Below are 13,844 nucleotides of genomic sequence, written 5' to 3'. Positions count from 1 at the left end.
GCCCCGCGTCACTTGTCGCCGCGCTCGCCGTGCCAGCCGCCGAGCCAGCCGCCGTGGCCGCCCGCGCCGGGGAAGACGCCGGCCTCGACCGCCTTGGTGATCGCGTCGGCCTGCTCCTGGGTGAGCTTGCCGTCCTTGACGGCCTGGTCCAGCCGTTCCTTCAGCTTCGCCTGGCGGTCGGCGGCGTTCCCGTCGCGGTCGCCGCGCTCCGGCCGGTCGGCCTTGTGCTGCTCGCGCACCTTCTCCAGGGCGGCCGTCACCTTGTCGGTGGAGACGCCCAGCTCCTTGGCCAGCGCCTCGGCGAACTCGGCCTGCCGGTCGGCGCGCTTCGACTGGTCGGCGTCCTGACTCGCGCCGGCGCTCGGCGCCGGGGTGGCGTCCTCGGCGAACGCGACGGCCGGCGCCGCGACTCCCACGCCTAGCACGCCGGCGGCCGCCAGCCCGACCAGCAGGCGCTTCTTCGAAATGGTGCGGGACATCTGTCCTCCAACTCGGCACTCGTGTGCGATGACCTCACCGACAGTGACCGGACGAGCTGGGCGGAAGCCGTGGCGAACCTGTCAACAGGCTGAAAACCCGAGGCAGCGCCGGGCAAAATCGGTTGCCGAGGTACGCCGTGCCGGCGCAGGGTGGGCCGAGCCGAGCAGGGAGGCGGACGTACCCGTGACAGCCCCCACCATCCGACAGACGGCGCTGCCCGACGCGCGCTCCGGGCCGTACGGGATCACCGTGGGCCCCGACGGCGCGCTCTGGCTGACGCTGGTCCACAGCGGCGGCATCGCCCGGGTGGAGCCCGGCGGCGCGGTCGAGACCCACCCCGGGGACGCGGCGAGCCGGCCCCTGGCCATCACGACCGGCCCGGACGGGGCGCTGTGGTTCACCCGGTCCGGGGACGACCGGATCGGCCGCCTCACCACCGCCGGGGAGGCGACGTCCGTGGCGCTGCCCGCCGGCACCGCGCCGTGCGGCATCGCCGCCGGGCCCGACGGCGCCCTCTGGTACGCGGGCATGAGCAGCGACACCGTCGGCCGGGTCGGCACGGACGGGGCGGTCACCTCGTTTCCGCTGCCGATGACCGGGGCGTTCCCGTCGATGATCGTCGCCGGGCCGGACGACGCGCTGTGGTTCACCCTGAACCAGGCGAACGCCGTCGGCCGGATCGCGCCCGACGGGGCGGTGGCCCTGCACCCCCTGCCGACCGAGGCGGCCGGGCCGGTCGGCATCACGCTCGGCGTCGACGGCGCGCTCTGGTTCGTCGAGATCGCCGCCGGTCAGCTCGGCCGGATCAACGCCGACGGCCGCATCGCGGAGTTCCCGCTGCCGGACCGGGCCGCCCGGCCGCACGCCATCGTCGCCGACCCGGCCGGGGGCTGCTGGTTCACCGAGTGGGCGGCCAACCGCATCGGCCACGTCACGCCGGACGGCCGGATCGAGACGTACGACCTGCCGACCGCGCAGGCGGAGCCGCACGGCGTCGCCGTCGGACCCGACGGCACGGTCCACGCCGCCCTTGAGGTGGGCGCGATCGCCCACCTCACCCCTGACCGTCCCCCTCACCCCCTGACCGCCCACCTTGGCCCACGCGCCCGCCGCAGACCCACCCCGCCCCGTTGATCATGGAGTTGACGGCGTTTTCGATCTCCGTGACCGCCGCCAACTCCATGATCAACGGGAGTCGGCGGGGGCGGCGGGGCAGGGGGCAGGGGGCGGTGGGGGGCGGGGGCTAGGCGGGGCGGACGGCTGGGGCGACCGTCAGGGTGCCGGTCGTGGCGTCCAGGGTGGCTGGGGTGCCCAGCGGGACCGTGAGCTGGCCGTGGCCGTGGCCGATCGGCAGGCCACCGAGGACGGGTACGCCGAGGTCGCCGAGGCGCTCGGCCAGCACGTCGGTGACGGTCGTGTCCCAGCCGTCCGCGCAGTCGGTGAACTGGCCGACGGCGACCCCGGCGACCCGGTGCAGCGCCCCGGCCCGGCGCAGCTGGGTCAGCATCCGGTCGACTTTGTACGGCGGCTCCTGCACGTCCTCGACCAGCAGGATCGCCCCGGCCAGGTCGGGCATGTCCGGGGTGCCGACCGAGGCGGCGATCAGACAGAGGTTGCCGCCGAGCAGCGTCCCGGTGGCGCGGCCGGGGACGCGTACGCCGCACGTCTCCTCCTCGGGCACGGCGGTCACGGTGACCGGCTCGGTGGTCATCAGCGCGGCGTGCAGCGACTCGGCCGAGCGCGGCGGGGTGCGCTCGTCCAGCCAGGCCGCCCCGGGGCCGTGCACGCTGGCCAGCCGGGCACCGCGCCACAGCGCGAGCTGCAACGCGGTGATGTCGGAGAAGCCGGCCACCACCTTCGGGTCGCGCCGGACCGCCGTCATGTCGACGGCGTCGACGACCCGCTGGGCGCCGTACCCGCCGCGCGTGCAGATCACCCCGCGCACCCCCGGGTCGCCGAACGCGGCGTTCAGGTCGGCGGCGCGCAGCTCGTCCGCCCCGGCCAGGTAGCCCCGCCGGGCGTACGCGTTCGGCGCGAGCACGGGTCGCAGCCCCCAGCCGGTGAGCAGCTCGATGCCCCGGGCCACCCGCTCCGGCCTGGTCGGCCCGGACGGGGACACCAGCATCACCGTGTCCCCGGGACGAAGCACGGGCGGCCGCCGGACACCGTCGTCATCGCTCACAGCCGCTGAGCCTAGCCCGGCTTGTTGCACGTCGATCATGGAGTTCTGGTGTCCGACAAAGCGGAACATTTGCCGTGTTTGCTGGCACCGCAGCTCCATGATCGGCGAGAGTGGGCCCGGGGGGACGAGGCCTGACTGGCGGGCGGGGGCACACCGGATAGCCTCGACGGCGTGGGAACCGCGCTGGTGATCGAGAACGATCCGACCGACGACGTCCGCCGGCTGGGGGAGTGGCTGGTGGAAGGGGGGCTGGAGCTGCGGGTGCTGCGCCCGCACGCCGGCGACGAACTCCCCGCCGACCTCGACGGGTACGTGGCACTGGTCGTGCTCGGCGGCGAGCAGCAGGCGTACCCGCTGCCCGACGGCTCCCCGGGCGCCCCCTGGTTCCCGGCCCTGGAGGGGCTGCTGCGCAAGGCGGTCCGGCACCGGCTGCCGACCCTCGGCGTCTGCCTCGGCGCGCAGCTGCTCGCCACCGCGCACGCCGGGCTGGTCGAGCGCAGCCCGTCCGGGCCCGAGGTCGGCCCCGCCGTGGTCGGCCGGCGTGACGCCGCCGAGGCCGACCCGCTGTTCCGGTACGTGCCGCTGATCCCGGACGTGTTGCAGTGGCACTCCGATGAGATCACCGAACTGCCGCACGGGGCGACCCTGCTGGCCGCCTCCACCCGCTACCCGCACCAGGCGTTCCGCCTCGGCGACCGGGCCTGGGGGCTGCAGTTCCACATCGAGTGCGATACCGCGATGATCGCCGACTGGGCCACCGACTCCACGCTGCTCGCCGAGCTGGGCTACGACCCCGAGCTGGTGGTGGCGGCCTGCGACCGGGTGATGGCCGACGTCGAGGAGGTGTGGCAGCCCTTCGCGGTCCGGTTCGCCGCCCTCGCCCTCGGCGAGCTGGCGGACGACACGGTGCGGCGCGGTCTTCCGCTGCTCGGGCACTGAGCCGTGCTGAGCAGACCCACCCGGGGGCGGCTGGCCCGCTACGGCTTCGGCACGGCCGAGGGCGACGGTGGGGCGCGCGCGGCCGACCTGCTCGGCCCGGCCGGGCTGGGCCTGTGGCGGCCGGACGAGCAGGAGCCGGTCGACGAGCGGGCCGCCGAGCTGCTCGCCGCCCTGTCCCGGGCCGCCGACCCGGATCTCGCGCTGCGCCAACTGCACCGCCTCGCCGAAGCCGAGCGCCGGGCCGTCGAGGTCGAGCGCCGGGCCGTCGAGGTCGAGCGCCGGTCGAGCGTGGAAGCCGAGCGCCGGGCCGTCGAGGTCGAGCGTCGGTCGAGCGGCGAAGCCGCGCGCGCGGACGCTGCGGGTGGGCGTCGCCCGAGCGGCGAGGCCGAGCGCCGGGGCGGCGGCCAGGAGGAGGAGCCGTCCGAGCTGCTGGAGGCGCTGTACGCCGACCCGGGGCTGCGGCGGCGGCTGCTCGCCGTCCTGGGTGCCTCGGCGGCGCTCGGCGACCACCTGGTGGCCAACCCCCGGCAGTGGCCGGTGCTCGACACCGAGCCGGACGGGCTCGCCCCCACCGCCGAGGGGCGGCTCGACCTGGCCGCCGCCGCCCGCCGCACCGCGTCCGACCAGCCGGTCGCGGTGCTGCGCCAGGCGTACCGGGTGGCCCTGCTGCGGATCGCGGCGGCCGACCTGACGGGCGCGCGGAGCCTGGAGCAGACCATGGCCGCGCTCTCCGCGCTGGCCGACGCCACCCTCGCCGCGGCGTACGGAATCGCCGTCGGCGAGCTGCCCGAGGGCACCGCCCCGCCGAGGCTGGGCGTGGTGGCGATGGGCAAGTGCGGCGGCGGCGAGCTGAACTACGTCTCCGACGTCGATGTGATCTTCGTGTGCGCCGAGGACGACGACCTGCCGGCGGCCACCACGGTCGCCACCCGGCTGATCCACGTCTGTGGGCTGGTCGCCTGGCCGGTCGACGCCGCGCTGCGTCCCGAGGGCAACCGGGGGCCGCTGGTGCGCACCCTGGCCAGCCACCTGGCGTACTACCGCCGCTGGGCGCGCACCTGGGAGTTCCAGGCGCTGCTCAAGGCCCGCCCGGCGGCCGGCGACCTGCCCCTGGCCCGGGAGTGGATCGACCAGCTCGCCCCGCTGGTGTGGCGGGCCGCCGAGCGGCCCGAGGCAGTCTCCGACGTCCGGTCGATGCGTCGCAAGATCATCGACAACGTCCCGCCGAAGGAACTGGAACGCGAGATCAAGCGCGGCCCCGGCGGGCTGCGCGACATCGAGTTCGCGGTCCAACTGCTGCAACTGGTGCACGGCCGGGGCGACGAGTCGCTGCGGGCGCCGGGCACGATCCCCGCCCTGCGCGCCCTGGTCACCGGCGGCTACGTCGGCCGGGCCGACGGCGAGGCGCTGCTGCGCGGGTACCGCTTCCTGCGCGGCGTCGAGCACCGGCTCCAGCTCCAGGGCCTGCGCCGCACCCACACCGTGCCGACCGACCCGGCCGCGCTGCGCTGGCTCGCCGCCGCCCTCGGCTACCAGGCCACGCCGGGCCGCAGCGCCGTCGAGGAGTTCCGCGCCGAGTGGGTCACCCACGCCACCGAGGTACGCCGGCTGCACGCCAAGCTGCTGTACCGGCCGCTGCTGGAGTCCGTGGCCCGGGTACCGGCCGACGGGCTGCGGCTGACCCCGGAGGCGGCCCGGCACCGGCTGGAGATCCTCGGCTTCGCCGACCCCGCCGGGGCGCTGCGCCACCTGCAGGCCCTCACCGGCGGGGTGAGCCGCACCGCCGCCATCCAGCGCACCCTGCTGCCGGTGCTGCTCAGCGAGTTCGCCGACGCCCCCGAGCCGGACCGCGGGCTGCTCAACTACCGGCAGGTCTCCGACGCCCTCGGCAGCACCCCCTGGTACCTCCGCCTGCTGCGGGACGAAGGGCCGGTGGCCCGCCGGCTGGCCCGGGTGCTCTCCTCCTCCCGGTACGCCGCCGACCTGCTGGCCCGCGAGCCGGAGGCGCTGCGGCTGCTGGCCGAGGAGAACGAGCTGACCCCGCGCACCCACGAGGTGCTCTGCGAGGGCTTCGCCGCCGCGGCGGCCCGGCACGCCGACCCGGTCGAGGCGATCCGGGCGGTCCGCGCGCTGCGCCGCCGCGAGCTGCTGCGGCTCGCCTGCGCCGACGTGCTGAGCCGGGCCGGCTCGCTCGCCCCCACCCCGAGTCGCCCGGACCCGAGTCGCCCGGACCCGACCCGTCCGGACCCGACCCGTCCGGACCCGAGCCGCCCGGACCCGAGCCGCCCGGACCCGACCCGTCCGGACCCGACCCGTCCGGACCCGACCCGTCCGGACCCGAGCCGCCCGGACCCGAGCCGCCCGGACCCGAGCCGCTCGGACCCGAGCCGTCCGGACCCGAGCCGCGACCCGGCCGCCCGGCCCGCGCCGGGCCTCACCCACGTGATCGCCGTCGGGGCCGCGCTGGCCGACGTCACCGACGCCACCCTGGCCGCCGCGCTGCGTGCGGCGCGGGCCGCCCAGCCGGCCCCGCCCGGGCTGCGGTTCGCCGTCATCGGCATGGGCCGGCTCGGCGGGTACGAGTCGAACTACCTCTCCGACGCCGACGTGCTCTTCGTCTACGACCTGCCGGCCGGGGCCGACGAGCGGGCCGCCGGCGCGGCCGCGCACGCGATCGCCGAGGAGCTGCGCCGGCTGCTGTCCGCGCCCGCCCCCGACCCGCCGCTCGGGGTGGACGCCGACCTGCGCCCCGAGGGCCGGCAGGGCCCCCTCGTCCGCAGCCTCGCCGCGTACGCCCAGTACTACGCGCGCTGGTCGAAGGTGTGGGAGGCACAGGCGCTGCTGCGCGCCCGGTTCGTCTGCGGGGACGCCGACCTCGGCGCCGAGTTCGAGGCGCTGGTCGACCCCGTCCGCTACCCGGCCGACGGCCTGACCCGGGAGCAGATCGTCGAGATCCGCCGGATCAAGGCGCGGGTGGAGCACGAGCGGCTGCCCCGGGGCGCCGACCCGGCCACCGACACCAAGCTCGGCCGGGGCGGCCTGGCCGACGTCGAGTGGGCCGTGCAGCTGCTCCAGCTCCGGCACGCCGGACGCCTCCCCGCTCTGCGTGGCACGCGTACCCTCGACGCGCTCGCGGCGGCCGCCGACGCCGGCCTGGTCGACCCGGCGGACGCCACCGCGATGGCCGCCGGCTGGACCCTCGCGGCGCAGGCCCGCAACGCGCTGATGCTGGTGCGGGGCCGCGCCGGCGACCAGCTGCCCCGGCACGGCGTCGAGCTGGCCGGGGCGGCCCGGCTGCTCGGCCGCGACGACCCCGGGGAGTTCCTCGACGAGTACCTGCGCACGGCCCGCCGATCCCGCGCCGCGATGGAGCGCGTCCTTGATGCCTGACGTGCGAGGAAGGGCCCCTTCCGATCGCCTTTCGCAGAGCAGCGGCCCCCTGGTGACACCCGCGACGGCGGCGGCCGGTGGCGCGGCGCTCGCGGCGGCCCTGCTGGCGGTGGCGTTCCTGCTCGCCCCGCCGATGGGCACCGACCTGGCCGCCCAGGTCGCCCGCGCCGGGTTCACCGGCCGGCACGGCGCCATCCCCGTCGACCTCGGCTGGTACGGCGGCGTCGACCAGTACGGCTACAGCCTGCTCACCGCCCGCCTGGCCGCCTGGACCGGACCCCGCCCGCTCGGCGCGGTCGCCGCGGTGCTCGCCGCCGGGGCGCTCGGTTGGCTGTTCGCCCGGCACCGGGCGCGCCGCCCGGTGCCGGCCGGGCTGCTCGGCGCGATCGTGCTGGTCGGCAACCTCGCCAGCGGCCGGATCACCTTCGCCGTCGGGCTGGCGTTCGGCCTGCTCGCCCTCTGCGCGGTCGCCGCCGACCGACCGCCCCGCCCCGCGCGCCTGGTCCTGGCCGGGCTGCTCGCCGCGCTCGCCACCTGGGCCAGCCCGGTCGCCGGGCTGTTCACCGGCCTGGCCGGCGCGGCGTTGCTGCTGGCCGCCCTACGCCGGGGGCCCGGCCCGGGACGGCCGCTGCCCGGCGGCTGGCGGGTCGACCGGCCGCTCGGCGAGAGCCTGACGCTCGCCCTCGCCCCGGCGGTCGCGCTCGCCCCGATGGCGCTGCTGTTCGGCAACGGCGGCACCCAGCCGTTCAGCGCCGAGTCGATGCGCATCAACGTGGCGCTGGCGGTGGCGGTGTTCTTCCTGCTGCCGCGCCGCCGCCGGACGCTGCGGGCCGGCGCCGCGCTGGCCGTGCTGCTGCTGGTCGCCGCCCAGGCGGTGCCCACCCCGATCGGCTCCAACGCGCTGCGGCTGCCGATGCTGTTCGCGCTGCCGCTGCTCGCCGCGCACGCCCCGCTGCCGGGGCCGTGGCTGGCCGGCCTGCTCGCCGCCGTCGTCTGGTGGCAGAACCCGGTGATGACCAGCGACCTCGGCCGGGCCGGCTCGCCCGAGAGCGCGCGGGCGTTCTACCAGCCGCTCGCCGACGAGCTGGCCCGTCGGCAGCCGGTGGGCCGGGTCGAGGTGGTGCCGCTGCGCGACCACTGGGAGTCGGCGTACCTGCCGGACACGGTCCCGCTGGCCCGGGGCTGGGAACGGCAGGTCGACACGGCCCGCAACCCGCTGTTCTACGAGGGCGACCTGACCGCCGACGGATACGCCGGCTGGCTGCGCCGGGAGGCCGTCGCGTACGTCGCGCTGGCGCCGGACAGCGTGCCCGACCGGTGGGGCCGGCAGGAGGCCGCCCTGGTCGCCGAGGGCCAGCCGTACCTGCGGGAGGTGTGGCGGGACGCGACCTGGCGGCTGTACGCCGTGACCGACCCCGCCCCGCTGGTCGGCGCGCCGGGGCGGCTCGTCGACTCCGGGCGGTCCGCCGTGCGGTTCACCGTCGACGTCCCCGGCGACGTGCCCGTGCGGGTGCGCTGGTCGCGTTGGCTGACCCTGACCGGGGCGAACGGCTGCCTCGCCCCGGGTCCGGACGGCTTCGTCACGGTGCGCGGGGCCACGCCCGGGGCGTACCGGGTGAGCAGCTCGCTGCGGCCGGCCGGACAATGCTGACCGTGGACCGTTCCCGTCTCATCCGGTACGTGGGGCTCTGCGGCTCCGTGCTGCTGTCGCTGTCCGCCTTCCTCGGCGGCGCGCTACCGTCGTCCCCGCTGCGTACCAACCCGGTCAACATCTGGCGGGCCGAGCACGGGCCGGTCGTGGTGCTCGCCTGGCTCGCCGGCACCGCGCTGATGGCGTGGGCCTGGTGGTCGCTGCGCGATCGGGTGCCGTCCGCGCGGTGGGCCCTGGTCACCGCCGGGCTCTGGGTGCTGCCGCTGCTGGTCGCGCCGCCGATGGCCAGCCGGGACGTGTACGCGTACGCCTGCCAGGGGGCGAGCTACGCGGCCGGGATCAGCCCGTACGAGCACGGCGTCTCCACGCTGCCCTGCCCGTGGCTGGACACCATCTCGTACATCTGGCGGGACACCCCGGCCCCGTACGGGCCGCTGTTCGTGGTCCTCGCCGGTGCGGTGGTCAAGGCCACCGGTTCGCTGACCGCGAGCATCGTGGCGTTCCGGGCGCTCGCGGTGGCGGGGGTGGCGCTGACCGCGTGGGCCCTGCCGGCGCTGGCCCGCCGGTGCGGGGTGCCCGTCGCGCGCGCGCTGTGGCTGGCGCTGGCCAGCCCGCTCGTCGGCGTGCACCTGGTCGCCGGCGCGCACAACGACTCGCTCATGGTCGGCCTGCTCGTGGCCGGGCTGGCCGTGGTCGCCGCCCGCCCCGGCCGCCCCGGCCCGCTGCTGGCCGGGGGTGTGCTGCTCGGGCTGGCCGTGTCGATCAAGGTGACCGGACTGGTGGTGGTGCCGTTCGCCGCGCTCGCCGCGATGACCGGGCCGTACCGGATCCGCACGCTGGTCCGCGACGGCGGGTGGGTCGTCGGCGGCGCGGTCGCCACGGTGGTCGGGGTGACCGTCGCCGCCGGCCTGGACTTCGGCTGGATCGGCGGGCTCTCCACCGGCGGCGCGGCCGTCGCCTGGACCTCGCCGCCCACCGCGGTCGGGCAGACCGCCGAGTACGTCGCGCGGCTGTTCGGCGCCCACGTGAACGCGCTGCCCGTGGCCCGCGCGCTGGGCGTGGTGGTGCTGGCCGGGCTGCTGCTGTGGCTGTGGTGGCGGGCCCGCACCGGGGATCCGCTGCGGCACGCCGGGCTGGCGCTGGCCGCCACGGTGGCGATGTCGCCCGTCGTGCACCCCTGGTACTGGATCTGGCCGCTGACCGTGCTCGCCGCCACCGCCCGGCGCGGCGTGTGGTACGTGGTGGTGGCGCTGGTCGGGGCGTTCCTCATCCTGACGGACGGCACCGGGCTGGCCCGGTGGACCAAGATGCCCGGTGCGCCGCTGATGACGTTGTTGCTGATCTGGGCGGCTGTGCGGTTGGTACGGTCGGCTCGGGCGGCCCGTGAGCCGGCCCGCGCCGCCGAGGGAGCCGACTGAACAGAGGTGTTGCCGGTGAGCGTTGCCGGCGAGCCGCCCGCCCCGCCCGCGGCGCAGGCGCGCCGGGCCCGCTGGGCCGGGCTGCTCGGGGCGGCGCTGCTGGCGGTCGCGGGCTGGCTCGGCGGGGCGCTGCCCGAGCTGACCGACGGCACGCTGGCCGACATCTGGCGGGCCCCGTACGGGCCGGCCGCGCTCGGCTGCTGGCTGGTCGGCACGGCGCTGACGGTCGGGGCGTGGTGGACGCTGCGCCGGGGCGCGCCGTCGACCCGGTGGGCGTACGTGACCGCCGGGCTCTGGCTGCTGCCGCTGCTGGCCGCGCCGCCGCTGGGCAGCCGGGACGCCTACTCGTACGCCTGCCAGGGCTGGTCGTACGCGCACGGGCACGATCCGTACCGGGTGGGGGTGGCGGCGGCCGGGTGCCCGTGGCTGGACTCGGTGGCGCCGATCTGGCGGGACACCCCGGCCCCGTACGGGCCGCTGTTCGTGCTGCTCGCCGCCCTCGCGGCGACCGCCGGCGGCGGGCTGGCCGGGGCGATCGCGCTGCTGCGGCTCTTCGCCGTGGCCGGGCTGCTGCTGGCCGCGCTCTGCCTGCCGGTGCTGGCCCGGGCCGCCGGGGTGCCGACCCGGCGGGCCGCCTGGCTGGCGCTGGCCGCCCCGCTGGTCGGGGTGCACCTGGTGGCCGGCGCGCACAACGACGCGGTGGCGCTCGGCCCGCTGCTGCTCGGCCTGCTGGTGCTGGTCCGCAGGCCGGGCCGGCCGCCGGCGCTGCTGGCGGCCGGGGCGCTGCTCGGGCTGGCCCTGGTGGTGAAGGCGACCGCGCTGGTGGTGCTGCCGTTCGCCGCCCTGGCCGCCGTGTCCGGCCGGTACACCTGGCGGGCGCTGCTGCGCGACGGCGGGTGGCTGGCCGGCGGCGCCCTGGCCGCGCTGGCGGCGACCTCGCTGGCGTCCCGGCTGAGTCTGGGCTGGCTCGGCGGGCTGGCCCACACCGGCGACACCGCGCAGTGGACCTCGCCGCCCACCGCCGTCGGCTTCGTCGTGAACTACGTCGGCGAACTGGCCGGACTCCGGCCGGGCGCGGTGCCGGCGGCCCGGGCCGCCGGCCTGGCGGTGCTCGCCGTGCTGCTCGTGGCGCTGTGGGTCCGGGCCTGGCGCTCGCTGCGCCGCCTGAACGACGCCCGCGAACCGGTCCGCGCCCTGGCCGCGGCGCGGCCCCGGGTGGCGCTGCTCGGGTCGGGCCTGGCGCTGGCCGCCACGGTCACCCTGTCCCCGGTCTTCCACCCCTGGTACGCGACCTGGCCCCTGGCGCTGCTGGCGCTCTCAGTGGTCGGGGTGACCCGGACCACCTGGTTCGTCCTGCCCTGCGCGGTCGCCTCCTTCCTGACCCTGCCGGACGGCGCCAGCCTGGCCGGGCTCAGCAAGGCGCCGGGCGCGGTCACGATGACGGCCCTGCTCGTCGTCCTGGCGGTGTGGGCGGCGCGGGCTGCCCGCGCCGCCCGGGGCGGTGGCGCCGCCCGGGGCGGTGGCGCCGCCCGGGGCGGTGGCGCCGCCCGGGCCGGTGGCGCCGCCCGGGCCGGTGGCGCTGCCGGCGGGGAGGGGGCTGACGCCGGGGACGGCCGGCCGGACCGCTGAGCCGACTGGGCGCTGCCGTTCACCCTGGATCGACCCTGCGAACCGCGGCGCCGCGCGCTCCGCCGAGCGGCACGCGTCGCCACCGTCAGGTGAAGTTGGGGCGCTGTGGAGCTGCCCCACCTGTGCGCCCAGCCTTTCGCTTGCCTTTCGCTCCGTAGGCCCGGCGTCGTGGGCTGGCGTGTGGCGCGGGGTGTTGCGGGCCGACGTGCGGGGCGTCGCGGGCCGGGAAGGCGGGGCCGACAGGCGGCCCGGCACGCGGTGTGGCACGCGGTCCGGCACGCGGTCCGGCACGCGGTCCGGCACGCGGTCCGGCACGCGGTCCGGCACGCGGTCCGGCGGGCGGTCCGGCGGGCGGTCCGGCACGCGGTGCGGCGGGGACGTGCCCCGTTCACGCGGGCAGCTCCACAGCGGCCGAGAGACAGTGGCTGCGGTCGGCGCGACGCGGGCCGTGCGGGCGGCACGGCCGGACGGCGACCGCGAACGCGGCCGGGCCGGCCCCGCGGAAGCGGAGCCGGCCCGGCCGGTGCTGGAGGAGCGTGCTGACCCGAGGCTCAGCAGTCGAAGTACATCGCGAACTCGTGCGGGGTCGGGCGCAGGCGCACCGGATCGACCTCGTTGGCCCGCTTCCAATCCACCCAGGTGGAGATCAGGTCCGGGGTGAAGACCCCGCCGTCGAGCAGGTAGTCGTGGTCGGCCTCGAGCGCGTCGAGCACCTCCGGCAGCGAGCCCGGCACCTGCTTGACCGTGCCCCACTCCTCCGGCGGCAGGTCGTACAGGTCCTTGTCGATCGGCGCCGGCGGCTCGATCTTGTTCTTGATGCCGTCCAGGCCGGCCATCATCATCGCCGAGAACGCCAGGTACGGGTTGCTCGACGGGTCCGGCACGCGGAACTCGACGCGCTTGGCCTTCGCGTTGCTGCCGGTCACCGGGATACGGGTGCAGGCGGACCGGTTGCGCTGCGAGTAGACCAGGTTGACCGGCGCCTCGAAGCCCGGCACCAGGCGGCGGTACGAGTTGACCGTCGGGTTGGTGAAGGCCAGCAGCGACGGCGCGTGGTGCAGCAGGCCGCCGATGTACCAGCGGGCGGTGTCGGACAGGCCGGCGTAGCCGGTCTCGTCGTAGAACAGCGGCTCGCCGTTCAGCCAGAGGCTCTGGTGGGTGTGCATGCCCGAGCCGTTGTCGCCGAAGAGCGGCTTCGGCATGAAGGTGGCCGTCCTGCCGTTCGCCCAGACCTCGCTCTTCACGATGTACTTGAACAGCTGGAGCTGGTCGGCGGCGTGCAGCAGCGTCGAGAACCTGTAGTTGATCTCCGACTGGCCGGCGGTGCCGACCTCGTGGTGCGAGCGCTCGACGGTGAAGCCGTTGTCGACCAGCCGGCGCACGATCTTGTCGCGCAGGTCGGCGAAGTGGTCCACCGGCGGCACCGGGAAGTAGCCGCCCTTGTACGCGGTCTTGTAACCGCGGTTGCCGCCCTCCTCCTCGCGGCCGGTGTTCCAGGCGCCCTCGACCGAGTCGATGTAGTAGTAACCCCTGTTCGCGGCGGTCTCGTGCCGGATCGAGTCGAAGATGTAGAACTCCGCCTCGGCGCCGAAGTACGCGGTGTCGGCGATGCCGCTGGCCGCGAGGTACGCCTCGGCCTTCTTCGCCACGTTCCGCGGGTCCCGGGAGTAGGCCTCGCGGGTGAACGGGTCGTGGATGAAGAAGTTGAGCGCGAGGGTCTTCTGCGCGCGGAACGGGTCGATGAAGGCGGTCGCGACGTCCGGGAGCAGGAGCATGTCCGACTCGTGGATGGCCTGGAAACCGCGGATCGACGAACCGTCGAACGCGAGACCGTCGGTGAAGACGCTGTCGTCGAAGGACTCCACCGGCAGGTTGAAGTGTTGCATCACGCCGGGCAGGTCACAGAAACGTACGTCGACGAACTTTACGTCCTCATTCTTGAGGTACCGCAGGAGTTCCTCGGGATTGGCGAACACAACGTCCTCCTGGCTCCACAGGGTGGCTGGCTCCTGGCGACGCTATGGCCCCGGGGTTGCCCGGCCGTGTCCCTTCTGTTTCCGCCGTGTTACGTCCCTCGCGGTGCGTCATCGGCGCCGGTCAGGGGCCACCGGATGTCCGTTCGGACGTTACCCGCCGTGACGTTCGGTCGCAGATC

9 protein-coding genes are annotated in these 13,844 nt (G+C 76.4%); 6 read left to right on the top strand and 3 right to left on the bottom strand.

All coding sequences use genetic code 11. The annotated features are described in order from the left end of the window. Positions 1–8: 8 nt before the first annotated feature. Positions 9–479, bottom strand: a complete 471-nt coding sequence (locus ACGFIZ_RS16290; protein ID WP_393419938.1) for a hypothetical protein — start codon at positions 477–479, stop codon at positions 9–11. Between the two features lie 184 nt (positions 480–663). Here ACGFIZ_RS16290 and ACGFIZ_RS16285 point away from each other — a divergent pair, with 184 nt between their 5' ends. After that, positions 664–1,614 carry a virginiamycin B lyase gene (locus tag ACGFIZ_RS16285; protein WP_393419936.1) on the top strand — a complete coding sequence of 317 codons (951 nt, stop codon included), beginning with the start codon at positions 664–666 and terminating at the stop codon, positions 1,612–1,614. Positions 1,615–1,723: 109 nt separating this feature from the next. Here the strand turns inward: ACGFIZ_RS16285 and ACGFIZ_RS16280 are convergent, their stop codons facing one another. Beyond that, positions 1,724–2,605 (bottom strand): LD-carboxypeptidase, encoded by an 882-nt coding sequence (locus tag ACGFIZ_RS16280; RefSeq protein ID WP_393419995.1) that lies wholly within the window; start codon positions 2,603–2,605, stop codon positions 1,724–1,726. A 228-nt stretch (positions 2,606–2,833) separates the two neighbouring features. On the opposite strand from ACGFIZ_RS16280, the gene ACGFIZ_RS16275 reads away from it, so the two are divergent. The 5 genes from ACGFIZ_RS16275 to mptB (ACGFIZ_RS16255) are packed head-to-tail and all read left to right on the top strand — an operon-like array spanning position 2,834 to position 11,689. Further along, complete coding sequence (locus tag ACGFIZ_RS16275; RefSeq protein ID WP_393419934.1) at positions 2,834–3,601, top strand: type 1 glutamine amidotransferase; 768 nt, start codon at positions 2,834–2,836, stop codon at positions 3,599–3,601. Positions 3,602–3,607: 6 nt separating this feature from the next. Then, positions 3,608–6,991, top strand: coding sequence for a bifunctional [glutamine synthetase] adenylyltransferase/[glutamine synthetase]-adenylyl-L-tyrosine phosphorylase (locus ACGFIZ_RS16270; RefSeq protein ID WP_393419993.1), 3,384 nt, complete (start codon positions 3,608–3,610; stop codon positions 6,989–6,991). Positions 6,992–7,043: 52 nt separating this feature from the next. After that, complete coding sequence (locus ACGFIZ_RS16265) at positions 7,044–8,642, top strand: hypothetical protein (RefSeq protein ID WP_393419932.1); 1,599 nt, start codon at positions 7,044–7,046, stop codon at positions 8,640–8,642. Then, on the top strand, positions 8,636–10,060 hold the full coding sequence (gene mptB / locus ACGFIZ_RS16260; protein ID WP_393419930.1) for a polyprenol phosphomannose-dependent alpha 1,6 mannosyltransferase MptB: 1,425 nt from the start codon (positions 8,636–8,638) through the stop codon (positions 10,058–10,060). Before ACGFIZ_RS16265 ends, mptB (ACGFIZ_RS16260) begins: the two co-directional genes overlap by 7 nt. A 15-nt stretch (positions 10,061–10,075) precedes the next feature. Then, a complete protein-coding gene (gene mptB / locus ACGFIZ_RS16255) occupies positions 10,076–11,689 on the top strand; it encodes a polyprenol phosphomannose-dependent alpha 1,6 mannosyltransferase MptB (RefSeq protein ID WP_393419928.1) in 1,614 nt (537 codons plus the stop codon). 551 nt (positions 11,690–12,240) lie between these two features. Here the strand turns inward: mptB (ACGFIZ_RS16255) and glnA are convergent. Continuing rightward, positions 12,241–13,665, bottom strand: a complete 1,425-nt coding sequence (gene glnA, locus ACGFIZ_RS16250; RefSeq protein WP_393419926.1) for a type I glutamate--ammonia ligase — start codon at positions 13,663–13,665, stop codon at positions 12,241–12,243. Positions 13,666–13,844 lie beyond the last annotated feature (179 nt).

Source organism: Micromonospora sp. NPDC048830 (assembly GCF_043198215.1).
Taxonomy (GTDB): domain Bacteria; phylum Actinomycetota; class Actinomycetes; order Mycobacteriales; family Micromonosporaceae; genus Micromonospora.
Note: the sequence above shows the minus strand (reverse complement) of the source record. Positions and strands in the feature narration are given on the sequence as shown.

Bases quoted from the DNA above. Each gene is read 5' to 3' on its own strand.
- ACGFIZ_RS16290 (WP_393419938.1), bottom strand. From the start codon at position 479: ATGTCCCGCACCATTTCGAAGAAGCGCCTGCTGGTCGGGCTGGCGGCC.
- ACGFIZ_RS16280 (WP_393419995.1), bottom strand. From the start codon at position 2,605: ATGCTGGTGTCCCCGTCCGGGCCGACCAGGCCGGAGCGGGTGGCCCGG.
- mptB (WP_393419930.1), top strand. From the start codon at position 8,636: ATGCTGACCGTGGACCGTTCCCGTCTCATCCGGTACGTGGGGCTCTGC.